Below are 24515 nucleotides of genomic sequence, written 5' to 3'. Positions count from 1 at the left end.
GGCGTCGTCATTCGGGTGAGGCGAGTCTAAGCGCCGCCCCCAACGGCGGCACGTCGGTGCGTGCGCGCGAGCCCTTCGCAGGGCAGGATCGGGCCATGGTCGCGATCGGTCTGGTCCTCGCGGGGCTCGCCGCCCTGCTGCACGTGTACATCTTCGTCATGGAGTCCGTCACCTGGACGAGTCCGCGGACCCGCGCCACGTTCGGACTCAGCGCACAGGAGGCCGAGGCGACGAGGCAGATGGCCTACAACCAGGGCTTCTACAACCTCTTCCTCGCGATCGTGACCGGCATCGGCATCGCGCTCGTCCTGTCGAACGAGGACGACGCCGGGGTGGCGCTCGTGCTCGCCGGCATCGGCTCCATGGCCGCCGCCGCGCTCGTCCTGCTGCTCTCGGATCGCAGCAAGGCCCGCGCCGCGATCACCCAGGGCACGCTTCCCGTGCTCGGCGTCGTCGCGCTGCTCGTCGGCGTCCTGGTCTGAGCCAGTCCGAGGCGTCAGCGTCCCGCGACGCGGGTCGGTCTCAGCCGACGGCCACCTGACGACCCGCGAGGATCTCCGTGCGCTCGGACTCGGTGAGGCCGCCCCAGACGCCGTACGGCTCCTGCACGGCGAGCGCGTGCTCACGGCACCGGTCGATGACCGGGCACGTGGCGCAGACGGCCTTGGCGTTCTCCTCGCGGCGGTGCCGCTTCATCCCGCGCTCTGCTTCGGGCGAGAAGAAGACCGAGGAGTCGGCGCCCATGCAGGCGCCCTCCCACTGCCATTCGTAGGACTCGATGATGGGCGACGGAAGCCTCTTGATGTTGACCATGGAACTGCCCCTTCCCCAGGGGTGTGTACTGACGCGAGCTGGGTGCACAACTCGGTGAGTAGTCCGACCGTACTACGTAACTTATTCATGTGGCAAGCAAGGTGAATAGGTTTCTCCTCAGGAATCGGACTGGCGAGCGCGGGTTGCGGACCCAGCAACGCCGAAAGCCCCGGAACCGTTGCGGTTCCGGGGCTCTCCTCGGGTGGGCGATACTGGGTGGATGCCGAACGCCTCTCAGCGTTCCGCATGGCGGGAGCAGCCGGTGGTAAGACGATGCCGCTCCCGACCGGCCCACGTATCGGGCCCACGCGTGCTCCCTTCTTCGCGCCATCATGCGGACGGCCGCCGACCCGACAAAGAACAGCGGCAAGGCTTGGATTCCGTTCAACCCCTGTGGCATCTCTGGCGGCGGAGGCTCGGGCGCCGAGCGACGCATCCGCCCTGCGACGGCAGAGGAGATCGCCCTCATCGTGGCGCTCCTCACCAGCGTGCGCGCGATTGCAGAAACGAACCTGATCGGCGCTTGGCAGAGCGTCAGTGGGCTCAGCGAGGATCGCGACGCAGTCCAGGTGGACGCCTGGCGCCCGTGCGGGCACGTGATCAACGGGAGGTGCAGGGGCCCGATTCCGGCGACGTCGTCCGCATGATCCGATCACGAGCCTACGACAGGTGCCGGACGGGTCCTCGGGGTTGATGTTCCTTGCGTCACGCCGCGCGGCGATCAGACACTCGTAGCATGACGCAGGACGCCCGGAAGAACTCGTCAAGCCCGGCCGCATCCCCATGAGCGCCGGTGAGGTGGTGATCGGACTGATCTCGGCTCCCGGCACGGCCACCGAGGTTGCGTCGAATCTCGCTGACGATCTCTGCGCTGAGCTGAGTCTGCAAGTACCTACCGTCCGGTGGCGGGTGGCAACGGTGGTCGACGTCCTCGTCCATCCACCTGCGGACGACGCCGCCCTCGTCGCCGCGGCGAGGGAGCGGCTTCTGAAAGAGGCCTGGGATCTGGTTGTCTGCCTGACGGATCTGCCCCTCAGGGCTCACCGGCGGCCGGTCGTGGCTCATGCCAGCCCAGTGCACGGAGTGGCTGTCGTGTGCCTGCCGGCGCTCGGCGCCGTGGGACTACGCCGGCGCACCCGTGACGTGGCCGTAGGGCTCGTGCGCACCTTGCTTGGTGACACCGAGGACCACGCGCCGGCCGGCTCTGTGGCCGGACTCGGGCGCCGCGCCCGGGAACTCGGCAGCCAGGAGGACGAGGGCGACGGCAGCGTCATGTTCACTGCGAGGGTCCTTGGCGGGAACGTGCGACTACTGGTCGGAATGATCCGGGCCAACCAGCCGTGGAGGCTTGCAGTTGGGCTCTCGAGAGCATTGACCGCCGCTCTTGCCACTGGAGTCTTCGCGCTGGTCACGCCAGACATCTGGCAGCTGGGCGACGCGCTCAGTTGGATGAGACTCTCGGCCGTCGGGGTGGGCTCCGTCGCGGCGATCACGGTCGCGCTGATCCTCGGCGGGGGCCTGTGGGAGCGCGGTTCGAATCCGGTCGGTGGAAAGCAGGTCACCCTCTTCAACCTGGCCACGACGGGCACAGTCGTCTTGGGGGTGCTCTCCCTGTACGCCGCGCTCCTTCTGCTCGCGCTGCTGACGACGCCGGTTCTGGTGCCTGCGCATCTGCTGGAGGAGAACATCGGGCATGCGGTTCGAGTTGGCGACTACATGAAGCTGGCGTTGCTCGCCAGCGTCCTCGCAACGCTCGGCGGAGCCCTCGGTGCGGGGCTGGAGAGCGACGAAGCGGTTCGGGCCGCCGCTTACACCTACCGGCAGGGGTCGAGTGAGGTCCTGCGGAACGGGTGAGCAGCACTTGCCCAGATCTCCTGCGTGCCGCCCGATGACCTCACCGGAGACCTGCGTCCGATACTCGCCCGAGGTCTTTCAGCCCCATGCGGTGCCGATCTGGCCGATGGAGGCACCCATGACCGCGGCCGGGACGCGTGCCGCATCGGCGACGAGTCGCAGCAGCCGACCTGGCCGCAGGTCAGGCACTGTCGCAGGTGCGACGGGCGGGTGGTCGCACGTGCTGGATCACCCGGAGGTGCGGGTCGGCGATCATCGCTCCACTGCCGGGAGTTCGGACTCGAGCCAGGAGCGCAGCAGGTGCTCCGGAAGGGCGCCGATCTGCTTGTCGACCACCGTGCCGTGGTCGAGGAGAACCAGCGTCGGGATCGACTGGACCTCGAACCGCCGGCTCACCGCCGGGTTGGCGTCGGCGCTGACCTTGACCCGCTTCAGCCTGCCGGCCAGCTCCCCGACCAGCTTCTCCAAGGCCGGGCTCACCATCCGGCAGGGGCCGCACCACGGGGCCATACGACGACCAGCACTGGCAGGCTCGACTCGTCGACGACGTCGCGGAACTCGTCGTCGCTCGCGTCCACCACCCAGCGCAGCGGAGTCCCGCACTTCCCGCAGCGTGGCGTGCCCTCGGCGACCGCGGGAACGCGGTTCCTGGTTCCGCAGCTGCCGCATGGGACCCTCGTCGACCTCTGCGTGGTCGCGGTCATGCCACGGCGCGCCCCTCTGACGGAGCACCGTCCGCAGTCACCGTGATCCGTCCGTCGACGACGTCGACCGAGATCGCGCCACCGTCGACCGCGTCCCCGCGCAGCAGCGCGCGGCCGACCTCCGTCTCCACCTCACGGGAGATGTACCGTCGCATCGGGCGGGCGCCGTACGCCGGGTCGAAGCCCTGGTCGGCGATGAAGCGACGCGCTGCGTCCGTGACGTCGAGAGTGATCCGCATGTCGGCCAGCCGCTCGCGCAGCTCCTCCAGCTGGAGGTCGACGATGCGCTCGATCTCGGCCAGCGTCAGCGGCTTGAACATCACGATCTCGTCGACGCGGTTGAGGAACTCCGGGCGGAAGTGCGACTGCAGGGTGCGCATCACCATCGACCGCGCGTCGTCCTTGACCTCGCCGCCCGCAGTGACCCCCTCGAGGAGGTACTCCGAGCCGATGTTGGAGGTCATGATCAGCACCGTGTTGCGGAAGTCGACCGTGCGGCCACGGGAGTCGGTCAACCGGCCGTCGTCGAGCACCTGCAGCAGCGTGTTGAAGACATCGACGTGGGCCTTCTCGATCTCGTCGAACAGGACCACCGAGTAGGGCTTGCGACGCACGGCCTCGGTGAGCTGACCACCCTCCTCGTAGCCGACGTACCCGGGAGGTGCTCCGACCAGCCGGCTGATCGTGTGCCGCTCCTGGTACTCGCTCATGTCGATCCGGACCATGTTCTCCTCGGTGTCGAACAGGGCGGCCGCCAGCGTCTTGGCCAGCTCCGTCTTGCCGACGCCTGTGGGGCCCAGGAAGATGAACGACCCGATGGGCCGCTGGGGGTTCTTGATGCCGGAGCGGGCGCGGACGACGGCGTCAGCCACCAGCTGGACCGCCTCGTCCTGGCCGATGACGCGTTCGTGGAGCACCTCGTCGAGGCGGAGCAGCTTGTCGCGCTCCCCTTCCTGCAGACGCGTGACCGGGATGCCGGTCCAGCGCGCCACGATGTCGGCGATCTCGTCGGCCGTCACGACCTCGCGCAGTAGCCGACGGCCGCCCTGCTTGCCGGCGAGCCGGGCCTCGGCCGCCTCCAGCCGCCGCTGGATCTCTGGCAGCTTGCCGTGTCGCAGGGATGCCGCCCGGTTGAGGTCGTACTCGCGCTCGGCCCGCTCGCTCTCCAGCCGTACCTGTTCCAGCTCCTGGCGTAGAGACTGCACCTCGCGAAGCGCCGACCGCTCGGCCTCCCACTGCGCGCGCATCGCATCGGCCTCGGCCCGCGCGTCGGCCAGCTCCTTGCCCAGTCCCTCGAGGCGGGTCCTGCTCGCCTCGTCCTCCTCCTGCGCGAGTGCCGCCTCCTCGATCTCCATCCGGGTGACGCGCCTGGTGAGCTCGTCGAGCTCGGCCGGCATCGAGTCGATCTCGGTGCGCAGCATCGCGCAGGCCTCGTCGACGAGGTCGATGGCCTTGTCGGGCAGGAAGCGGTCGGAGATGTAGCGGTGGCTCAGGGTCACCGCGGCCACCAACGCGCCATCGTGGATCTTCACACCGTGGAAGACCTCGAATCGTTCGCGGAGCCCGCGCAGGATCGAGAGCGCGTCCTCCTCGTCGGGCTCGTCGACCAGGACCGGCTGGAATCGGCGCTCGAGGGCTGCGTCTTTCTCGATGTGCGTGCGGTACTCGTCCAGCGTGGTCGCGCCGATCATGTGCAGCTCACCGCGGGCGAGCAGGGGTTTGAGCATGTTGCCGGCATCCATCGCCCCCTCGGCCGCACCGGCACCCACCACGGTGTGCAGCTCGTCGACGAACAGCAGGATGTGGCCCTCGGCGCTCTGCACCTCGTTGAGCACGGCCTTGAGCCGTTCCTCGAACTCGCCGCGGTACTTCGCCCCGGCGATGAGGGCCCCCAGGTCCAAGGCGAACACGGTCTTGTCCCGCAGGCCCTCTGGCACGTCCCCGTCGGCGATCCGCTGGGCCAGACCTTCCACGATCGCCGTCTTCCCGACCCCCGGCTCGCCGATCAGTACCGGGTTGTTCTTGCTCTTGCGCGACAGGATCTGGACGGTCCGCCGGATCTCCGAATCCCGGCCGATCACCGGCTCGAGCTGGCCCGAGGCCGCCGCCACGACGAGGTCGCGGCCGTACTTCTCCAGCGCCTCGTAGGTTCCCTCGGGGGTCGCCGACGTCACGCGCTGGTGACCGCGCACGTCGGTCAGCGCCGCCAGGAAGCTGTCGCGGGTCAACCCCTGAGCGTGGAGGAGCCGGCCGGCGGCCGATCCCGAGCCCTCCTCCACCAGGGCGATCACGAGGTGCTCGACCGAGACGTACTCGTCCTTCAGCCTCCGGGCCTCGCGGTCGGCTGTGTCGAGCACCCGCGAGAGCCGCTGCGTGATGTGGACCTGCCCGGGCGCCACACCCGACCCACTGACCCGCGGGCGGCGTCCGAGCTCGGCCTCGAGCTCCTCGCGCAGCCGGTCCGGATCGGCTCCCGCCCGGGCGAGCAGTGGCGAGACCAAGCCCTCCGCCTGGTCGAGCAGTGCCAGCAGCAGGTGCTCCCCGTCCACCTCCACGTGGCCGAACCGCAACGCCTTGGTCTGGGCGTCGTGCAGGGCCTCCTGCGACTTCTGGGTCAATCTGTTCATGTCCATGGAGCGCCTCCTCGTCGTGACATGCGCCGCTGTGCCTTCTCCAGCTCTGCGATCCGGTCGAGCAGCTCGACGACCAGCCCGATGGCGCCGTAGCTGAGGTTCAGGCTCATCCGCAGCCGCTGGATCCTGGCCATCGCCTTCACCTCGGCGGGGTCGAACCACAAGCGCCCCTGCGCATCGCGGGAGACGTCCAGCAGGCCGAGGGCGACCAGGCGCCGTGCGTGCTCGGGATGGATGCCGGTGAGCTGCGCGTAGCTGTCCAGACTCAACCGGTAGGGCCGAGCCAGGGCGAAATGCGTGACCGCTGTCATCGTCGGCTCCTCGCGTCGAAACCGGACACCTTCGCGAGCTCCTCGAAGAGGCGTTGCTCCTCGTCGGTGAGACTCCTGGGCACACGGAGCTGCAGCTCGGCGTAGAAGTCACCCGGCGTGCCTCGTCGATGGGGCAGCCCGCGGCCCTTGAGCCGTAGCCGCCGGTGGCTGGACGAGCCGGCCGGCACCTTCACGTCGGCGGCCCCTCCAGGAGTGTCGACGGACACCGACGCACCCAGCGCGGCCTCCCAAGGGGCGACCGGCAGGAGGGCATGCAGATCGCGACCCTCGACCCGGTAGCGCGGGTGGTCGGCGATGCGGACGACCAGGAACAGGTCGCCGGCAGCGGCCGATCCGCTGCCGGGGCCGCCCTGCCCGCGCAGCCGGATCCGCTGGCCGTCGACCACGCCCGCCGGGATGGTGACGTCGAGCGCACGCGGACCGTCGGGACCATTGATCGTGAAGCTGCGCTCGGTGCCGTGGTAGGCCTCCTCGACCGACACCTCCACCTCGGCTTCGTGGTCGGAACCCGCGACCGGGCCCGGACCCCAGCCGGCCCGACCCCGACCTCCCCGTCCCCGCCCGCCGAAGATGCCGCCGAGCAGGTCCTCGAGGTCGACCTCGTCACCGAAGTCGCCGGCTCCGAAGCCTCCCGACGGGCCGGCTGACGACCAGCCGGCGCGAGTGCCGGCGCCGGAGTCCGCGTACGCCCGGGCCTGCCGCCAGGCGGCAGGATCCGTGTCCGGGGGGACCCGCCGGAAGTCCTCGCCGAAGGCGTCGTAGCGGCGTCGCTGCTCCGGGTCGGACAGCACGTCGTACGCCTCGGCGATGTCCTTGAAACGCTCCTCGGCCCCGACCTCCTTGTTGACGTCCGGATGGTTCTGGCGCGCCAGTCTGCGGTAGGCGCGTTGGATCTCGGCCGGGTCGGCATCACGCGATACCCCGAGTACCTCGTAGAAGTCCGTGGCCATCAGGACGCCCGGGTGGCCACCACGACCGCGGCCGGACGCAGGAGCCTGTCGTCGGGCCCGTAGCCGGGACGGACCACCTGGGCCACGGTGCCGGGCGTCAAGCCCTCACCGGACACCGTGCTGACCGCCTCGTGCACGGCCGGGTCGAACGCCCTGCCGGCGTCGTCGCGACGTGGATACCCGAGGTCGGTCAGGACGCCCACCGCCTGTGCCAGCACTGCTCCCACACCATCGACCACCGACTCCGGGTCGGACGACGCGTGCTCGATCGCCCGCTCAAGGTTGTCCAGGACCGGCAACCAGCTCGCGGCCACGGCCGCGCGCTCCTGCTCGCGGCCGCGGACCACGTCGCGCGCGCACTGCTTGCGGAAGTTCTCCAGCTCGGCGGCGGTACGCCGCCACGCGTCCTCCAGCTCGGCGATCTGGCGTTCGTGGTCGCCGCGCTCGGGCGCTTCGTCCACCGGCGTCCCGTCGTCCGTGGCCTCGGTCGTCGGTGCCTCGTGCTCGGACATGGCGGTCAGCGGGCCGTGAACTCGGCGTCGATGACGTCGTCGTCGCTGCCCGACGTCTCATCGGAAGCGCCTGCCGACCCGGTCGACGGTCCACCGCCACCCCGGCCTGCGGCGCTGAGCACCTGGGTCAGCTGGTGGAGCTCCCCGGTCAGGGCACGAAGGCGGTCCACGGGCCCGTCGTCCTCGACGGCCTGACGGGCCTCCTCGACCAGCATCTCGGCACGGGCGCGGTCGTGCTCCGGCACCGCCGCGCCGGCCTCGTCCAGCACCTTGCGCACCTGGTAGGCCACCGAGTCGAGCTCGTTGCGCGCATCGACCCGCTCACGAAGGGCGGCGTCCTCACCGCGGTGGGTCTCGGCGTCCTTGATCATCCGGTCGACCTCGTCCTGGCTGAGCGTGGAGGTCTCACTGATCGTCACCTCCTGCTCGGCACCGGTGTCCTTATCGCGCGCCGAGACGTGCAGGATGCCGTTGGCGTCGATGTCGAAGGTGACCTCGATCTGGGGCACCCCGCGCGGCGCGGGCCGGATGTTCTCAAGCCGGAACCGCGCCAGCACGCGGTTGTCGGCGGCTCTCTCCCGCTCGCCCTGGAGCACGACGATGTCGACGGCGGACTGGTTGTCCTCCGCGGTGCTGAAGATCTCGGTGCGGCGCGCCGGGATGGTGGTGTTGCGCTCGATGACCCTGGTCATCACCCCGCCCATCGTCTCCAGCCCCAGCGACAGGGGCGTGACGTCGAGCAGTAGCACGTCCTTCACGTCGCCCTTGACGATCGCGGCCTGGACAGCGGCACCGATGGCGACGACCTCATCCGGGTTGACGGTCATGTTGGGCTCCTTGCCGCCGGTCAGGCGGCGCACCAGTGCCTGCACGGCCGGGATCCGCGTCGAACCACCCACGAGTATGACCTCGTCGATGTCGTCGGCAGTGATCTTGGCGTCCTCCATCGCCTGCTCGACCGGGCCGAGGCAGCGATCGACGAGGTCGGAGGTGACCTGCTCGAAGGTGGACCTCATCAGGTTGATGTTGAGGTGCTTGGGCCCGGAGGCGTCAGCGGTGACGAAAGGGAGGTTGACAGCGGTCTGGGTGACCGCCGACAGCTCCACCTTGGCCTTCTCGGCAGCCTCGAACAGGCGCTGGAGAGCCTGGGAGTCGTCACGGAGGTCGATGCCGTTGGACTTCTTGAAGTCGTCGGCCAGGTGGTCGACGATCCGCCGGTCGAAGTCGTCGCCGCCCAGATGCGTGTCCCCGGCCGTGGACCGCACCTCGACCACTCCGTCCCCGACGGTCAGGATGCTCACGTCGAACGTGCCGCCGCCGAGGTCGAAGACCAGCACGGTCTCGTTGTCGAGCTTGTCCATCCCGTACGCGAGGGCTGCAGCAGTCGGCTCGTTGACGATCCGGAGGACCTCGAGCCCGGCGATCTTGCCGGCGTCCTTCGTGGCCTGACGCTGCGCGTCGTTGAAGTGCGCCGGCACGGTGATGACCGCCTCGGTGACCCGCTCGCCGAGGAACTTCCCGGCGTCGTCGACCAGCTTGCGGAGCACCTGGGCCGAGATCTCCTCGGGCGCGTAGAGCTTGCCGTTGATCTGGAAGCGCGCCGCGCCGTCGGGGCCGGCGACGACGTCGAAGGAGACGGTGTTCATCTCGCTGCTGACCTCGTCGAACCTGTGTCCGATGAAGCGCTTCGCGGAGTAGATCGTTCCCTTCGGGTTCAGGATCGCCTGCCGCCGGGCCATCTGGCCGACCAGCCGCTCGCCGTTCTCCAAGAAGGCGACCACGGACGGCGTCGTCCGGTCGCCCTCCGCGTTGGGGATCACCTGCGGCTGGCCACCGTCCATCGCCGCGATCACCGAGTTCGTCGTTCCCAGGTCGATGCCGACTGCCCTGCCCATGACCACTCCATTCGCCGGAAGCACTGTCCACGGCCATGCTTCTCGCAGCGAACGCCACCTGCATCCCGTGAACGGGTGCTCTCACGGCCGAGAAGCGAGGTCTATGTCGGGACCTTGTCGGCCAGGATGTCGATCTTCTCGATCCGCGGCTTGGAGAAGAGGACGCCAGTGTTGGGCCCGAGCGCCTGGCCGACGCCGCCGGCGAGATGGGCGTCTCGGGCCTCGTCGTCGGGGAACACGTCGTACACGCCGAAGGTCGATGGCCCGAACCGGATGGCAAACCACGCGATGGTGCCTGGCTCCTCCATGACGATCGACCTCGCCTGGGTGAGGAAGTCTGCGAGTTCCTCTTCCTTGCCCGGCAGTGCCTCGAGACGCACGAGGAGAGCTTTGGTCAGCATGGGTCGGACTCCTTGCCTTGCGGGCGTCGCGGCGGCCCGGCGGCCGCGAGTGGACGAAACCGAGCACTTGTCTCCCGCGATGCTCCTTCGGCGCCCCGCCTGCCTGCATCCCGTGAACGGGTGTGCTTGGCACCCGGGATTGCTCCCGGCTACTTGAGGGGGAGGCGATGCTGCATGGCGAGCACGGTCAGCTCAACGCGGGAATGGATGTCGAGCTTGAGGTAGACGTGCTTCAGATGGGCGTCCACCGTGTGATGGGAGAGGTGAAGATCAGCGGCGATGGTGCGGTTGGTCATCCCTTGAGCCACACCGCCCACCACGCGGAGCTCACCATCGGTGAGTGCCGCCCACCCTTGGTACGCGCCGTCCTCGCCCGAAGAACCCACCCTGACCATCGGGTACCGATACGCGTCGGAGACGCGGACGGCGGGGTACTCCGCCGGCGGCAGGTAATGGGGATTGTCGATCACCGTTCGATCCAGCAGGACCTTGGGGTGGGTGTGCAGCACCTGGACAAGCATGTCGGCCCCGAACTTCTGCAGGTCGTAGAGGCAGAGGAGGATGGCCGACATGTGCTCGACGGCGTCGTTGAGGGCCGACTCGTAGCGGAAGACGTCGTCCCACCCCCGTGGCCCTGGCAGCACCCACGACATCTCACCGGCGGCCCGGAGAAGGTCGAAGTCGTCACCTTTCGCCGCGTCCGCGCTGTCGGAGAGGAAGCTCATCATGCCTTCGGCGCTGAACTCTCCCGTTTGGAGGTAGACGTCCGATGATCGTTCGACGTCGAGCTGTGCCGATCGTCGCGGGTACGCTGGGCCGGGCTGTCCTAGGGCGCGGTCCCGGACCAGCACCGGATCGACATCGTCGATCAGGCACAGACACTTGTCGCCCTGCCGCAGCCCTTCCTCGAGGAAGGGGTACAACAGCCGGTCGCGCTCGATCGGACCCGAGTAGAGCGCGCAGAAGTGGGTTCCTGAGCTGACGTCGCCGACCCCGGGGATCCCGAGGCTCAGACCATCCATTCTGTCCACCGTTCACCGGATCCGAGAACAGTCTCGACACTACGCGCACTTGACAGGGGGCGCACCATGCGTCGGCGTTCGCCTGTGCCGAAAAGGAGTTCCCTCGCCACGACGTGGCGCCCCGCCAGGATTTCTCGAAGGTCCGTGAACCCCAGGTGGTCGATCCCGTCCGCACTGTGCGTCGAGCGGCCCGAGCACAGCAACGTAGGCGCGGTCCCGGCATATCACTGCGGCAAACGTCACTTCAGGATCAGGCTGGACGATCTCGAGAACGCTCTCGAGCGCATCCCGGCGGTCGGCTGGTGAGGCCGTTCTGCGGACAATTTCCCGGTTCCTTGAACTACGTGGGAACTACGCCGAGAAAAGCGAAAACCCTGAAATCATTGCGATTCCCGGGTTGTCCTCGGGTGGGCGATACTGGGTTCGAACCAGTGACCTCTTCGGTGTGAACGAAGCGCGCTACCACTGCGCCAATCGCCCGAGTGCGACGACCAGACTAACGCACACCTCCGGCGCAGCACGAATGGGGGCATCCCCGATGCCCCTCATCCCTACGCCACCGCGCGAATCGTGCCGTCGCGCGAGTGCACGTGCGTGTGGCACACGGCGCAGCGTCCGGTCATCACGCCGAGGTCGGTGGGTCCGCCGAGCGACCACGGGATCTCGTGGTGGACGTGGTCGATCGGATTGCGGCACCCCTCGGTGGCACACTCACCGCCCTGCCGGAGCCAGATCGCGTGCCGCTGCTTGCGGGTGGCGAGACGCTCGGTCCGTCCGACGTCGAGGATCTTCAGATTCGGCTCGATCCGTTCGACGAGCACCGGCGTGAGAGTGGCGCCGCAGGCCAGGTGACGCAGCAGGTTCCGGCCGATCATCCCGAAGCCGACCAGGACCGCGGGCTCGCCGGCCTCGAAGGACGACTGCGCGCCCGGGGCGAGTGCCTCGCGCAGGGTTCCCGCCTCGACGATGACGTGCAGCTGGGGCGCGACGGTGCCGTCGGTGGGCAGACCCTCGGCGAGGACACGGTCGAGGAGGTCGTCGAGCGCATCGACACGGCGTTGCGCGGCCGTGCGGTCGTCGCAGGCCTCGGCGGGCACGGACGCGGCCGTCATGAAGGCCTGGAGGCGCGCGCCGGTCTGGATGGGCAGAAAGCCGTTCACGTGCCAGCCGTCCTCGAACCGGTGGAGCTGGAGGTCGCGACGATCCATCCCGCGCAGCCAGGCCTCGTCCAGCGCTTCGGGGTGCGTGACGTCCTTGAACCGGCGGGCGACGCGCCGCAGCTCTGCGGGCTCGGCCGCGAGCGCCACGTCGAGCAGTGCGGGCTCGAGCTCGACCGTCTCGGGCTCCCCCACGTGCCGCAGCGCGAAGTCGAACGCCTTGGCGTGGTCGGCCGAGATCCGGCCCTGACGGTGGGCCTCGGCCATCGCCGGCAGCCGTCGCATCGCCCGCGCCGAGCGCAGCCGCGAGCGCGTGTCAGCAGCGTCGAGCCGCGCCTCGCGCCGCGCCCAGGTCTGCACGGTGGCCGCGTCCTCCTCGCGGTGGACACCGGACTCCTCGATCGCGAGCAGCGACTCGGAGATCGCCGCGTCGAGCGCATCGCGCGCCGCGACCATCGCGCGCACCTCGTCGAGGGCGGACGACGAGACCGACCGCAGCGTCTGCGCGGCGTCGCGCAGGCGAGCGATCACGGCGTCGCCGGCGGTCGTCGAGGTCATGGAATCGACACTAGGGACGACCACCGACACCGGGTCAGGGCGTCGTCACGGGTCGGTCGACTCGGCCTCCCGAGCACGCCAGATCTCCTGCGCGCGCTGGGTGATCGGGCCGGGAGCGGGCAGCTCGCGCTCGTCCACGTGACTGATCGCCTGGATCGTGCGCGTGGTCCCCACGAGCATCACCTCGTCGGCGTCGAAGAGGACCTCCAGCGGGGCGTCGCGCTCGACGACGTCGAGCTCGCCGGAGAGCCACTCGATGGCCAGTGCGCGAGTGATCCCCGCGAGACAGCCCGAGTGGAGCGTCGGCGTGACGACCTGCCCGTCGAGCACGTACATGACGTTGGAGCCGGTGCCCTCGCACAGGTGGCCCCGCGTGTTGGCCATGACGGCCTCCGAGGCGCCACGCGCCTTCGCGTACTCGACCATCTTGGCGTTCTCGGCGTACGACGTGGTCTTGAGTCCGGCCAGCGCGCCCCGCTCGTTGCGCGTCCACGGGACGGTCGCGATCCGGCTGACGGCGGGCGGACGCTCGGCCGGCTCGGTCACCACCACGTGCGTGAGGCCGCTGCTCCCCCGCGGCGAGCCCAGCGGGCCCCGGCCCGAGGTCACCGTGATGCGGATGCGACCGAACGGCAGCTCCTGGCCGTCCATCGTCGCGGCGACGCCCTCGCGGAGCGCCTCGACGTCGGGCCGGCCGATCCCGAGCCCCTCGGCGGACGTCACGAGGCGGTCGAGGTGGCGCGTCATCGCGAACGGCTCACCGTCGATCACGGCGGCCGTCTCGAACACTCCGTCGCCGACGACGAGCCCGTGATCGAGCACACTCAGGACCGGTTCGTCCGGTGATTGCAGCAGCTCGCCGTTGATCCACGCCTTCATGACTCGACTGTAGGCCGACCCGGTTTTGAGTGCGCCACGACCATCGGCTAATGTTTCTTCTCGGCCGGTAACGCGGCCAGCGCGGATGTGGCTCAGTGGTAGAGCATCACCTTGCCAAGGTGAGGGTCGCGGGTTCGAATCCCGTCATCCGCTCGGAGAGGGTCTCGCCGGACCCATCTGCGGTGGGTTGGCCGAGAGGCGAGGCAACGGACTGCAAATCCGTTTACACGGGTTCAAATCCCGTACCCACCTCGCTGAAAATTGAACACCACGGGCGATTGGCGCAGCGGTAGCGCGCTTCCCTGACACGGAAGAGGTCACTGGTTCAAACCCAGTATCGCCCACACCAAGAGAACCCCCGGGAGACCGGGGGTTCTCGCACGTTCAGGGCTGGTCCCCGGGGAGGAGTGACACCACGTGTTCGGCGAGGTCCCCGTGCTCCCTGTGGTGGTCCCGCTCGCGGCCGTGGTCCTCCTCGTCCTGTTGTGGATCCTGCACCGTCGGGAGCAGCTCAGCGCACCGCGCGCGGCGGTCGCGCTCGCGCTGTGCGTCTACGCCGGCGGCGTCGTGGCGAACACCGTGTTCCCGATCTACCTGGACATGCCCGGCGGCGATCGCCCCTGGCACGCGTCCCTGTCCACCGTGCCCCTCGTGGACTACGAGCTCGCGGACGCGGTGATGAACATCGCCGTCTTCGTGCCGGTCGGGGTGCTCGTCCCGCTGCTCGTGGCCGGTGCGTCCTGGCGGCGCGTCGTGGCGGTGGGGGCGGCGTTCAGCCTGGCGATCGAGGTCTCCCAGTACGTCGCGGCACACCTGTTCCACGGCGGCCACGTCGCCGACGTGAACGACCTCCTCTTCAACGTCCTGGGAGCCGTGCTCGGCTTCGGTCTCCTCACGGCGCTCTCGCGGGTGCCGCAGGTCGACGCTCTCGTGCGCCGCTTCAGCTGGCACTGACGCCATCGCGATTCGGGGACGAGGCCCTCGGCATGTGACAATCTCCGAGGCCCTTTCCGGGACCTCGTCCCGGATCCGGCCCACCCAGTGACGACACGCCGTCTCACTCCCGCGTGCCGAGGCACGGTCGGACGCGGCGGGCGCGCTATCTTCTACTGACTCAGCAGTAACGAACACTCGGAGGAACCGGCGTGACGAGCCGTGCTCACTTGCCCTGGCGGCGCCTCGGACTCGTGGCCCTGGCCATCGCCGGCACCCTGATCGCCCTCGTCACCGGCGCCGGAGCGGCCTCGCCGTCCACGACGCCCGCGGAGACCCCGACGATCGCCCCGGTCTCCGTCCCGGCGCAGCCCGAGACGATGCTCGTCATCGGCGACTCGTACTCCTCCTACTACGGCGACCGTCACAGCCGCTACCCCGGCTGGTGGGCCATGCTCGCCACCGATCTGGGCCTCGAGCCGCAGCTCGACGCGATGGGCGGCACCGGCTTCCTCTCGCGCAGCAGCAGCTGCGCGCACACCCGCTACAAGGCGCGCCTCGACACCGTGCGCGCCGTCGACCCGCGCATCCTGATGGTCGAGGGCGGCCGCAACGACTGGCGGCGCTGCACGCGCGACGGTCGTGTCGTCGAGGCCACCCGCACCGAGATCGAGCGGGCCACCGACGGCTTCTTCGCCGAGCTGGCCGGCGTCTGGGACGAGCTCGGCCACCCCCGCGCCGAGGTCTACGTCATGACGCCGTGGGGCACCACGAAGGCGCGCAAGGGCCGCATCATCCGCCCGATCGTGCAGGCGGCCGCCGAGCGCTACGGCTTCACGTGGGTGGACACCGAGTCCCTGACCCTGGCCCAGGCGCCCGACGGCATCCACCCCAACAACGACGGCAGCCGCTTCCTGCGCGACCAGGTCCTGCAGAACTCCGATCTCGCCGACCGCTTCCCCCGCGTCTGACGCCGTCGGGCAGGATCGACGCATGTCGATCGAGAGCGTGCAGGACTTCCTGAGCGAGCACGGCCGCGGCGGCGACATCCGCCGCACCGACGGATCCAGTGCCACCGTGGCCGAGGCCGCCGCGGCGTTCGGCGTCGAGCCGGCCCGCATCGCCAAGACGCTGTCCTTCCGCGGCGACTCCCCCGACACCTGCGTCCTGGTCGTGATGGCCGGGGACGCCCGCACCGACAACGCCGCGTTCAAGGCCCGCTTCGGCCGCAAGGCCTCGATGCTCAAGGCCGACGAGGTCGAGGCGCTCACGGGTCACCCCGTGGGCGGTGTCTGTCCCTTCGCGAACCCCGAGAGCGCCACCGTGTTCCTCGACACGTCGTTGAAGCGCTTCGACACGGTGTTCCCGGCAGCGGGCAGCCCCGACTCGGCGATCGAGCTCACGCCCGCCGAGCTGGAGGACCTCTCCGGCGCCTCCGCGTGGGTCACCGTGAGCCGACTGACCTGATCCTGCGACGCCGCGCAGCACGGAATTGGTGGGCCGACCAGCCGAACGAGACGTGCGTCACGTTCCACGCCGGTCGAAGGACGACACGATTTCTCCCTGGAATGACAGCATCGCGCTCGCAGATGTCTCGCGATACGGACGATCGTTCCATTATTCGAGACGTCCGTTTGTTGGACCACCATCTCACTGGACAGACTGTCTGCATGCTCGCCGCACAGACCACCTGGCTCGTGGAACGACTCCACGTCGACCTCGGTCGTGCGCGCTCCATGATGTGTCGTTGATCTGCCCCACCCCGCAGTCCTCAGCGCCGAGGCGACGACGCCCGCGCACCCGCACCGCGACAGAGAGCAACGATGTCCTCCTCCCCCGCAGCACCCGCACGTCCCCGCCGTCGTAAGGGCGAGGGCCAGTGGGCCCTGGGCTACCGCGAGCCCCTCAACGCCAACGAGCAGTCCAAGAAGGACGACAACCCGCTCAACGTGCGTGCTCGCATCGAGAACATCTACGCGCACCGTGGCTTCGAGAGCATCGACGGCGGCGACCTGCGCGGCCGCTTCCGCTGGTGGGGCCTCTACACCCAGCGCAAGGCCGGCATCGACGGCGGCAAGACCGCGACGCTCGAGCCCGAGGAGCTCGACGACTCCTACTTCATGATGCGCGTGCGCATCGACGGCGGTCAGCTCTCGCTCGAGCAGCTGCGCGCGATCGCCGACGTCTCGGTCGACTTCGGCCGCGGCTCCGCCGACGTCACCGACCGCCAGAACATCCAGTTCCACTGGATCGACGTCCGCGACGTCCCCACGATCTGGCAGCGACTCGAGTCGGTCGGCCTGTCCACCCAGGAGGCGTGCGGCGACTGCCCCCGCGTCATCATGGGCAGCCCGGTCGCCGGCGTCTCCGCCGACGAGCTGATCGACGGCCGCCCCGCGATCGACGCGATCGAGAGCCGCTACATCGGCGACCAGGCCTTCTCGAACCTGCCCCGCAAGTTCAAGACCGCGATCAGCGGCCACCCCGGCCACGACGTCGTCCCGCAGATCAACGACGTCGCGTTCGTCGGCGCGGTCCACCCCGAGCACGGCCCCGGCTTCGACGTCTGGGTCGGCGGCGGCCTGTCCACCAACCCGCACCTGGCCCTGCGCCTGGGCGCGTGGGTGCCCCTCGACGAGGTGCCCGAGGTGTGGGAGGGCGTCGTCAGCATCTTCCGCGACTACGGCTACCGCCGGCTGCGCTCGCGTGCCCGCCTGAAGTTCCTCGTGCAGGACTGGGGCATCGAGAAGTTCCGCGAGGTCCTGGAGACCAAGTACCTCGAGCGCTCGCTGATCGACCTCGACGCTCCCCCGGTCCCCGACACCCCGGTCGACCACGTGGGCGTGCACCGCCAGGTCGACGGCCGCTTCTACGTCGGCGCCGCCACCACGGTGGGCCGCATCTCCGGACCGCTGCTGCAGCGGCTCGCCGACGTCGTCGAGGCCCACGGCTCCGCCCGCGTCGCGCTCACGCCGATGCAGAAGATCGTCGTCCTCGACGTCGAGGAGGATCGCGTCGAGTCGCTCGTCGCGGCGCTCGCCGACCTCGGCCTGCACGCGCGTCCGTCGCAGTGGCGCCAGCACACGATGGCCTGCACCGGCATCGAGTACTGCAAGCTCGCGATCGTCAACACCAAGGACCGCGCCGCGGCCCTCATCGACGAGCTCGAGCAGCGCGTCCCCGAGCTCGACACGCCGATCACGGTCAACGTCAACGGCTGCCCGAACTCGTGCGCGCGGATCCAGACCGCCGACATCGGCCTCAAGGGCCAGCTGGTCCTGAACGACCAGGGACAGCAGGTCGAGGGCTTCCAGGTCCACCTCGGCGGCGCGCTCGGCATGGACGCCGGCTTCGGCCGCAAGCTGCGCGCCCACAAGGTCACCGGCGACGAGCTGCCCGACTACGTCGAGAAGCTCTCGCGCACCTACCTGGCGAACCGCGAGGACGGCGAGTCCTTCGCCGCGTGGGTCGCCCGGGCCGACGAGGAGGTCTTGCGATGAGCGAGCGACTCGTCCCCTATTCGTGCCCGTACTGCGCCGACGAGGACCTGCGTCCTCACGGCGAGACGCACGGCGAGTGGGAGTGCCGCAGCTGTCTGCGCGCGTTCCGACTCAAGTTCCTGGGCCACCTGGCCCGCACCGACATCACCAGCACAGCACCGCAGGAAGGGAGGAATGCACGATGACCGCACCCGCACTGATCGCCCTGGCCCATGGCAGCCGCGATCCGCGATCGGCCGAGACCATCAACGCCCTCACGGAGGTGGTGGCGTGCATGCGTCCCGACCTGCGTGTGGAGACGGCGTTCCTGGACCTGTGCGGCCCGAGCTTCGACGAGGTCGTCGAGCAGCTGGCCGCGGAGGGCTTCGGCGAGATCGTCGTCGTCCCGCTGCTGCTGACCGAGGCGTACCACGCCAAGGTCGACGTCCCGGAGGTCGCGAAGGCCGCCTCGGCGAAGCACGACGTCCGCATCGAGGTCACGAAGGTCCTGGGCATCGAGGGCACGTTCCTCAACGTCCTCGACCGTCGCCTGCGCGAGGCGCTGCGCGAGAACCGCGTGCGTGAGCTCGACGCGCTCGTGCTGACCGGCGCCGGCTCGTCCGACCCGATGGCCAACGCGATGATCTCCCGCGCCGCTCGGGCGTGGGGTGCGCACCACAAGCTGCCCACGATCGCCGCGTTCGCCTCCAGCGTCCCGCCGGCGGCCAGCGAGGCCGTGCGCGCGCACCGCGCGGACGGTCGTCGCCACATCGCCGTGGGCATGCTGTTCCTGGCGCCGGGCGTCCTGCCCGACCGCGCCAAGGAGCTGGCGCTCGAGGCCGGCGCCGTGGCGGTCGCCGAGCCGCTGGGCGTCGCCGACGAGGTGGCCGAGGTGATCCTGGCCCGCTACGCCGTGGGCGCGGTGGACCTGGTCCCGATGGACGCGCTCTTCGCCGACGTCTGAGAGCAACCGCCCGAGGGCGGAGGGAGGCGCCTGGTCACATCGTGGCCAGGCGCCTCTTCTGCTCCTCCACGTCGAAGTCGGCGGCGGGCCAGTCGAGGCCGAGCTCGGCCAGCGTCTCGCCGAGCATCGTGGCGATGGCCCAGTTGCGGTACCACTTGCGGCCCGCGGGAACCACGTGCCACGGGGCGTACGCGGTGGAGCACCGCTCGAGGACGATCTCGTAGGCCTGCTGGTACTGCGGCCACAGGCTGCGCTCGTCGAGGTCGCCCGGGTTGTACTTCCAGAACTTCGTGGGGTCCTCGAGCCGCTCGGCGAGGCGCTCGCGCTGATCGTCCGGGCTGATGTGCAGGAAGCACTTGAGCAGGACTCCCCCGCCGTCCGTGAACTCGCGCTCGAACGCGTTGATCTGCTCGTACCGCTGCTCGATCTCGTCGGCCGGAACCAGCTCGCGCACGCGGCCGATCAGCACGTCCTCGTACTGCGAGCGGTCGAAGACGCCGATCATGCCGGGCTCGGGCAGCCGCCGGGCGATCCTCCAGAGGAAGTCGTGCTCGCGCTCCTCCTCGGTGGGGGCCTTGAAGGCGGTGATCGCGAGGCCCTGCGGGTCGACGAGGCCGGCCACGTGGCGCAGCGTCCCGCCCTTGCCGGAGGTGTCCATGCCCTGCAGCAGCAGGAGCACCTTGCGGTCGGTGGTGCCCGCGCGGCCGTTGGCGAACAGCAGCTCCTGCAGGTCCATCAGCCGCTCCCCGATCTCGGGCAGCAGGCGCTTCGCGTCGCGCTTCGTCCCCGTGAATCCGGGGGTCGCGTCGGAGGGGTGCGCGGCGAGGTCGATCGGTCCGGTGGTCGCGAGGGTCGAGCGCAGGTCCGTCATCTCGGCAGTATGCCTCAGGTCGCCCTACGGTGGAGCCATGCCGGATCTGGATGAGCTCGCCGACCTGTACGCCTACCCCGAGTCCCACAAGCCGTGGCTGCGCACGAACTTCGTCGCCTCGGTCGACGGAGCGGTGCAGAACTCGCAGGGCCTCTCGGGCACCCTCGGTGGCGACCAGGACGCGCAGCTGTTCAAGGTGCTCCGCAGCCTCGCCGACGTCGTGGTCGTGGGCGCGGGCACCGCGCGGGCCGAGGGATACCGCCCGATCGGCGCCGACTCCATCCACGAGTCACTCCGCGAGGGCCGTCCGCGGGTGCCGCAGCTGGCGGTCGTCAGTCGCCACCTCGACATCCCCGAGTCGCTGCTGACGCCCGGGCTCATGGTGATCGCGCCGGCCTCCTCCGACGCGGAGCGGCGCCAGGAGCTGTCACAGTCCGTCGAGGTGATCGTCGCGGGCGAGAACGAGGTCGACTGGCCCGCGGTGCTCGACGCGTTCGCGGCGCGTGGCCTCGACCGGATCCTGTGCGAGGGCGGACCCGACCTGCACGGGACCCTGGTCGACCTGGACCTCGTCGACGAGGCCTGCCTGACCATCTCGCCGCACCTCCTGGGCGGCGCGGCGAAGCGGATGACCGAGGGCGCGCGGCCCGTGGAGCTGCCGATGCGACTGGGTCACGCGATCGACGACGACGGCGTGCTGCTCACACGCTGGGTCCGTGATCGGCGCGCGGCCTAGGCTGGGGACATGTACAACGTGGCCCTGCTGGTGGAGCGCCAGCTCATCGACCTCGACGCCGACCAGATCCTCGCCCTGCACGAGGGCGTCGACGACGAGGTCACCTATCACATGCTGCTGCCCGTGGACTCGTCCCCGGCGGCACTGAGCGCGTCCATGACGGCGTTCGGCGGGGCCCAGTTCGTCCCGCTCGAGGAGCCCGCCGCCTACACGCGCATCGAGGACGAGCTGCGCGCGGACGGTCAGCAGGAGCTCGACGCGTCCGCCGCCCTGCTCGTCGAGCGCGGTCAGAAGGTCACCACGAAGCTCGTGGAGTACGACCCGATCGACGCGCTGGTCGACCTCGTGAAGGAGCAGTCCTGCGACGAGGTCATCATCCTCACCGAGCCGCACGTCGTGCGTGAGTTCCTTCACCTCGACTGGACGTCGCGCGCGAGAAGAAAACTGGACGTCCCGACGTTGCACCTGTTGGAACACCTGACCTTCGACGAACAGGCGGAGATGTGAGCAACCCCACCGACAAGACCTACGCGGTCGACCGCAGCGACGACCAGTGGCGCGAGGACCTCAGCGCCGCCGAGTACCACGTGCTGCGCCAGGCCGGCACCGAGCGACCCTTCAGCAGCGACTACGAGCACGACCCCACGGTCGGCGTGTACCGCTGCCGCGGCTGCGGAGCCGAGCTGTTCCGCAGCGAGACCAAGTTCGACGCCCAGTGCGGCTGGCCGTCGTTCTACTCCCCCCTGGCCGAGGACCGCGTCGAGTACATCGAGGACTCCACGCTCGGCATGAAGCGCACCGAGGTCCGCTGCGCCAACTGCGGCTCCCACCTCGGCCACGTCTTCGCCGGCGAGGGCTTCGCCACCCCGACCGACCTGCGGTACTGCATCAACGGCATCGCGCTGGACCTCCAGGCCGACTGACCTTCGGCCACGTCGCGCCTCCGGCGCGCGAGATCTGTAGCGGTATCCACCCTTTTTCGGCCCTTCGGCCGGAATTCGGGTGGGTACCGCTACACATTTTCTGAGGGTCGTCGGATCGGCCGTCCACAGGGCTGAGACGGAGGCTCCCGCACGGCTCCTCCGCTCGCTAGGGTTCCTGCAACTCGGGTTCACACCATCGAGTCAGGGGGAACGATGCGGCTGGTCACGTCTGCCGTCTTGGCGACACTCGCGCTCACGCTGAGCGCCTGCGGCGGGGACGACCCCCCGCCACCCGAGCCAAGCACCACGGCGACCACTCGTGAGACTCCGAGCGTTCCGAGACCACCTGACTTACCGGCGCTCGCTTCTGAGAAGACGGCCACAGGTGCATCGGCGTTCGTGGGTCACTACGTTCAGTTGCTCGACTTCGCGGCACTGACAGGTCGAGTTACCGAGCTCGAGCGGCTCTCGGAGCCCGATTGCAAGGGATGTTGGTACTACATCGACCTTTTCGAGCGTATCCATTCCAGCGGCGGGTCGGTGATCGGCCGCCGATGGACGAATTCCGAATCAACGATTCACATGCACTCGTCGCCGCCGATCAAGGCGAAAGTGCGCACGAAACTTCGCGTGACTGCGGGAAAGATTCAGATGGCTGCCGGCGAGCCGCTGAACACTCACGGGAGCTTTTCACGGCCGATAGAACTCTCCCTTAGGAATGACGGCCGGTGGCACGTCTTGGCAATTTCGAGCGGACACAGCAATTGATCGCCGCGCTTATCGGCCTTCTATGGACCGTTACGGCAAAGGACCCGGTGATCACCCCCGACCCCGTCGATCCCGTCATCGGCATCGGAGACGAAACGGACAGGGCGCCAATCGATCCAGCCCCAGATCAAGTCGGTACAGAACCAGACCCAAACGAGAACGAACTGATCGACTACGACTTGTACATCTGCTGGCCTGATCGCCCCGGGGACAACTGTGTGCTTGTGGAGGAGCCGACCACGGAAGAAATCACCCCGACGCTGGTACTCGCGGAGACAAGGCGCGTCGGGCTGCCTCGACTCCATGTCGCGGTCCAGCCCGCCGGCTCGACGCTGGTCAACCTCGAGACGATCTTCCACACCACCGCCGCACCGTTCGAACGATCAGTCGACATCCTCGACTCCACCGTCGCCCTCCGCGCCACGCCAGCGAGCTACACCTGGCACCACGGCGACGGCACCACCCAGACCACCACCAGCCCCGGACGGCCCTACCCCGCGCTCGACATCGTCCACCGCTACCGCGAGCCCGGACGAGCCAGCGCCCGAGTCGACGTCACCTACCGCGTCGCCTACCGCATCGACGACGGCGCCTGGCAGCAGCTCGACACCACCATCACCGCCACCGGACCGGCCACGACTCTCCGCATCCGCGAGGCCCGCCCGGTGCTGACGCGCTGATCTCGTCCACAGGGCTGAGACGGAGGCTCCCGCCGGGCTCTCTCGCTCGCTAGGGTTCCTGCAACTCGGGTTCACACCATCGAGTCAGGGGGAACGATGCGGCTGGTCACGTCTGCCGTCTTGGCGACACTCGCGCTCACGCTGAGCGCCTGCGGCGGGGACGACCCGCCGCCACCCGAACCCACCACCACGGCGACCACTCCGGCCTCTGTCACCGAAGCTCCACCGGCACTTCCGCCGAGAGCTGGTGATGACTCAGCGCAGGGTGTGACCGACTTCGTCTCGTATTACCTCAAGGTCTTGTCCTACGCCCACCGGACCGGCGAGACGGGAGAGCTGACCAAGCTCTCCGATCCAGCTTGCGACGCCTGTCAGTCCTACATCACAGCGATCCAGGATCTAGCGAAGGCGGGCGGGGCGATCACGGGCGGAGCTCGCACCTTCGAAGGCGCGAAGGGAGGCTACGTGCGAGACGGCGAGAGTCTCGTGACGATCGACATGAAGATCGCAGAGGGAACACACCGCGAAGACCGTTCGTCCGAGCCAGAGAGCATTGCCGCATCGGAGATGCGACTCACCTTCGGAGTCACGGGCTCTGCGGACGGACGTCGCGTGACCGCGATCTATCGAGGCGACGCGGAGTGATCGGGAACTTCATCGCGGCATCAGCGATGTTGCTCAGCACGGTCCTCGCTGGTGACCCGGAGGTTGGCGAAGATCCGTTTCACGAGGAAGGCGTCGTGATCTGGGACGAGAAGGAGACGTCGCCCCGCGAGCAGGCGCCGGACTGGAACGTCGACTACCGGCAGCCTCCGCCGACCGAGCACGTCCCCGATCCGTTCTACTGCCGTCCTGAGGCGCCGTTCCCGAACGATGACTGCATCACCCGCCCCGAGCCGGTCGACCCGACCGAGGCTCCGGAGCGCGAGGTCGGGCCTGGGGACATCGTCGAGGCGATCGAGCGCGTCGGACTCCCCCAGCTTCAGGTCTCAGTCCAGCCCGCCGGGTCGACCCTCGTGAACCTCGAGACGATCTTCCACACCACGACCACGCCGTTCGAACAGACTGTGGACATCCTCGACTCCACCGTCGACCTCCGCGCCACGCCCGCGAGCTACACCTGGCACCACGGCGACGGCACCACCCAGACCACCACCAGCCCCGGACGGCCCTACCCCGCGCTCGACATCGTCCACCGCTACCGCGAGCCCGGACGCGCCAGCGCCCGCGTCGACGTCACCTACCGCGTCACCTACCGCATCGACGACGGCGACTGGCAGCAGCTCGACACCACCATCACCGCCACCGGACCCGCCACGACTCTCCGCATCCGCGAGGCCAGACCAGTACTCACCCGCTCGCGAGAAGATGTGTAGCGGCATCCACGCCTTTCAGGCCCTCAGGCCCGAAAAAGGGTGGATACCGCGACACATCTCGCGCGCGGGGACCGC

At 69.2% G+C, this 24515-nt stretch carries 27 protein-coding genes and 4 tRNA genes; 18 read left to right on the top strand and 13 right to left on the bottom strand.

From position 1 onward, the window contains the following. Positions 1-95: 95 nt before the first annotated feature. Positions 96-482, top strand: a complete 387-nt coding sequence (locus tag ACK99Q_RS11565; RefSeq protein ID WP_410186281.1) for a DUF1304 domain-containing protein — start codon at positions 96-98, stop codon at positions 480-482. Positions 483-522: 40 nt separating this feature from the next. Here ACK99Q_RS11565 and ACK99Q_RS11560 read toward each other — a convergent pair whose 3' ends face one another. Then, positions 523-813, bottom strand: a complete 291-nt coding sequence (locus ACK99Q_RS11560) for a WhiB family transcriptional regulator (protein ID WP_179424212.1) — start codon at positions 811-813, stop codon at positions 523-525. 783 nt (positions 814-1596) lie between these two features. Between ACK99Q_RS11560 and ACK99Q_RS11555 the strand changes: the two genes are divergently transcribed. Next, positions 1597-2667, top strand: a complete 1071-nt coding sequence (locus ACK99Q_RS11555; RefSeq protein WP_410186280.1) for a hypothetical protein — start codon at positions 1597-1599, stop codon at positions 2665-2667. Positions 2668-2919: 252 nt separating this feature from the next. On the opposite strand, the gene ACK99Q_RS11550 is transcribed toward ACK99Q_RS11555, so the two are convergent. The 11 genes from ACK99Q_RS11550 to ACK99Q_RS11500 form a co-directional block, all read right to left on the bottom strand. After that, positions 2920-3135 carry a thioredoxin family protein gene (locus tag ACK99Q_RS11550; RefSeq protein WP_410186279.1) on the bottom strand — a complete coding sequence of 72 codons (216 nt, stop codon included), beginning with the start codon at positions 3133-3135 and terminating at the stop codon, positions 2920-2922. Between the two features lie 232 nt (positions 3136-3367). After that, positions 3368-6004, bottom strand: coding sequence for an ATP-dependent chaperone ClpB (gene clpB, locus ACK99Q_RS11545; RefSeq protein ID WP_410186278.1), 2637 nt, complete (start codon positions 6002-6004; stop codon positions 3368-3370). Then, positions 5995-6315: a chaperone modulator CbpM gene (locus ACK99Q_RS11540; RefSeq protein ID WP_410186277.1), complete on the bottom strand. Its 321-nt coding sequence runs from the start codon at positions 6313-6315 to the stop codon at positions 5995-5997. The genes clpB and ACK99Q_RS11540 overlap by 10 nt, the downstream gene beginning before the upstream one ends. After that, positions 6312-7286 (bottom strand): DnaJ C-terminal domain-containing protein, encoded by a 975-nt coding sequence (locus ACK99Q_RS11535; protein WP_410186276.1) that lies wholly within the window; start codon positions 7284-7286, stop codon positions 6312-6314. The genes ACK99Q_RS11540 and ACK99Q_RS11535 overlap by 4 nt, the downstream gene beginning before the upstream one ends. Then, positions 7286-7798, bottom strand: a complete 513-nt coding sequence (locus tag ACK99Q_RS11530; protein ID WP_410186275.1) for a nucleotide exchange factor GrpE — start codon at positions 7796-7798, stop codon at positions 7286-7288. Before ACK99Q_RS11530 ends, ACK99Q_RS11535 begins: the two co-directional genes overlap by 1 nt. Positions 7799-7803: 5 nt before the next feature. Beyond that, positions 7804-9693 (bottom strand): molecular chaperone DnaK, encoded by a 1890-nt coding sequence (gene dnaK, locus ACK99Q_RS11525; protein ID WP_410186274.1) that lies wholly within the window; start codon positions 9691-9693, stop codon positions 7804-7806. A 101-nt stretch (positions 9694-9794) separates the two neighbouring features. Further along, entirely contained in the window at positions 9795-10094 is a 300-nt protein-coding gene (locus tag ACK99Q_RS11520) for a putative quinol monooxygenase (protein WP_410186273.1), read from the bottom strand. 149 nt (positions 10095-10243) lie between these two features. Continuing rightward, positions 10244-11116 (bottom strand): MEDS domain-containing protein, encoded by an 873-nt coding sequence (locus ACK99Q_RS11515; RefSeq protein WP_410186272.1) that lies wholly within the window; start codon positions 11114-11116, stop codon positions 10244-10246. 408 nt (positions 11117-11524) lie between these two features. After that, positions 11525-11596, bottom strand: a tRNA-Val gene (locus ACK99Q_RS11510). Between the two features lie 71 nt (positions 11597-11667). Continuing rightward, the gene (locus tag ACK99Q_RS11505; RefSeq protein WP_410186271.1) at positions 11668-12831 is read right to left on the bottom strand and encodes a DUF222 domain-containing protein; all 1164 of its coding nucleotides are present in this window, start codon (positions 12829-12831) and stop codon (positions 11668-11670) included. 45 nt (positions 12832-12876) lie between these two features. Further along, on the bottom strand, positions 12877-13710 hold the full coding sequence (locus ACK99Q_RS11500) for an aminotransferase class IV (RefSeq protein ID WP_410186270.1): 834 nt from the start codon (positions 13708-13710) through the stop codon (positions 12877-12879). An 81-nt stretch (positions 13711-13791) separates the two neighbouring features. Here ACK99Q_RS11500 and ACK99Q_RS11495 point away from each other — a divergent pair. From ACK99Q_RS11495 to ACK99Q_RS11455, 9 genes are all read left to right on the top strand, one after another. Then, positions 13792-13863 (top strand) — tRNA-Gly (locus ACK99Q_RS11495). A gap of 28 nt (positions 13864-13891) precedes the next feature. Next, positions 13892-13962 (top strand) — tRNA-Cys (locus ACK99Q_RS11490). Between the two features lie 20 nt (positions 13963-13982). Then, a tRNA-Val gene (locus ACK99Q_RS11485) sits at positions 13983-14054 on the top strand. 73 nt (positions 14055-14127) lie between these two features. After that, a complete protein-coding gene (locus ACK99Q_RS11480) occupies positions 14128-14664 on the top strand; it encodes a VanZ family protein (protein WP_410186269.1) in 537 nt (178 codons plus the stop codon). 191 nt (positions 14665-14855) lie between these two features. Further along, positions 14856-15614: an SGNH/GDSL hydrolase family protein gene (locus tag ACK99Q_RS11475; RefSeq protein ID WP_410186268.1), complete on the top strand. Its 759-nt coding sequence runs from the start codon at positions 14856-14858 to the stop codon at positions 15612-15614. A 22-nt stretch (positions 15615-15636) separates the two neighbouring features. Next, positions 15637-16110 (top strand): YbaK/EbsC family protein, encoded by a 474-nt coding sequence (locus tag ACK99Q_RS11470; RefSeq protein WP_410186267.1) that lies wholly within the window; start codon positions 15637-15639, stop codon positions 16108-16110. Between the two features lie 356 nt (positions 16111-16466). Then, complete coding sequence (locus tag ACK99Q_RS11465; RefSeq protein ID WP_410186266.1) at positions 16467-18143, top strand: nitrite/sulfite reductase; 1677 nt, start codon at positions 16467-16469, stop codon at positions 18141-18143. Continuing rightward, entirely contained in the window at positions 18140-18328 is a 189-nt protein-coding gene (locus ACK99Q_RS11460; protein WP_179424203.1) for a hypothetical protein, read from the top strand. Before ACK99Q_RS11465 ends, ACK99Q_RS11460 begins: the two co-directional genes overlap by 4 nt. Beyond that, positions 18325-19086, top strand: coding sequence for a sirohydrochlorin chelatase (locus tag ACK99Q_RS11455; RefSeq protein WP_410186265.1), 762 nt, complete (start codon positions 18325-18327; stop codon positions 19084-19086). The genes ACK99Q_RS11460 and ACK99Q_RS11455 overlap by 4 nt, the downstream gene beginning before the upstream one ends. Before the next feature lie 34 nt (positions 19087-19120). Here the strand turns inward: ACK99Q_RS11455 and ACK99Q_RS11450 are convergent, their stop codons facing one another. Continuing rightward, positions 19121-19957: a PPK2 family polyphosphate kinase gene (locus ACK99Q_RS11450; protein ID WP_410186264.1), complete on the bottom strand. Its 837-nt coding sequence runs from the start codon at positions 19955-19957 to the stop codon at positions 19121-19123. A gap of 37 nt (positions 19958-19994) precedes the next feature. On the opposite strand from ACK99Q_RS11450, the gene ACK99Q_RS11445 reads away from it, so the two are divergent. From ACK99Q_RS11445 to ACK99Q_RS11415, 7 genes are all read left to right on the top strand, one after another. Further along, a complete protein-coding gene (locus ACK99Q_RS11445; protein WP_410186263.1) occupies positions 19995-20693 on the top strand; it encodes a pyrimidine reductase family protein in 699 nt (232 codons plus the stop codon). Between the two features lie 9 nt (positions 20694-20702). Next, positions 20703-21200 (top strand): universal stress protein, encoded by a 498-nt coding sequence (locus ACK99Q_RS11440; RefSeq protein ID WP_410186262.1) that lies wholly within the window; start codon positions 20703-20705, stop codon positions 21198-21200. Further along, positions 21197-21616, top strand: a complete 420-nt coding sequence (gene msrB, locus ACK99Q_RS11435; protein WP_179424198.1) for a peptide-methionine (R)-S-oxide reductase MsrB — start codon at positions 21197-21199, stop codon at positions 21614-21616. Before ACK99Q_RS11440 ends, msrB begins: the two co-directional genes overlap by 4 nt. A 213-nt stretch (positions 21617-21829) precedes the next feature. Further along, positions 21830-22384, top strand: a complete 555-nt coding sequence (locus tag ACK99Q_RS11430; protein ID WP_410186261.1) for a DUF6318 family protein — start codon at positions 21830-21832, stop codon at positions 22382-22384. Next, positions 22345-23064, top strand: coding sequence for a hypothetical protein (locus ACK99Q_RS11425; protein WP_410186260.1), 720 nt, complete (start codon positions 22345-22347; stop codon positions 23062-23064). Before ACK99Q_RS11430 ends, ACK99Q_RS11425 begins: the two co-directional genes overlap by 40 nt. Before the next feature lie 96 nt (positions 23065-23160). Next, positions 23161-23709, top strand: a complete 549-nt coding sequence (locus ACK99Q_RS11420; protein WP_410186259.1) for a DUF6318 family protein — start codon at positions 23161-23163, stop codon at positions 23707-23709. Between the two features lie 95 nt (positions 23710-23804). Then, positions 23805-24440: a hypothetical protein gene (locus tag ACK99Q_RS11415; protein WP_410186258.1), complete on the top strand. Its 636-nt coding sequence runs from the start codon at positions 23805-23807 to the stop codon at positions 24438-24440. Positions 24441-24515 lie beyond the last annotated feature (75 nt).

The sequence above is a fragment of the Aeromicrobium sp. MLTX1 genome, assembly GCF_046452335.1.
Lineage (GTDB): Bacteria > Actinomycetota > Actinomycetes > Propionibacteriales > Nocardioidaceae > Aeromicrobium.
The sequence above is the reverse complement of the archived record's forward strand: the minus strand, read 5'-3'. Positions and strand labels throughout refer to the sequence as shown.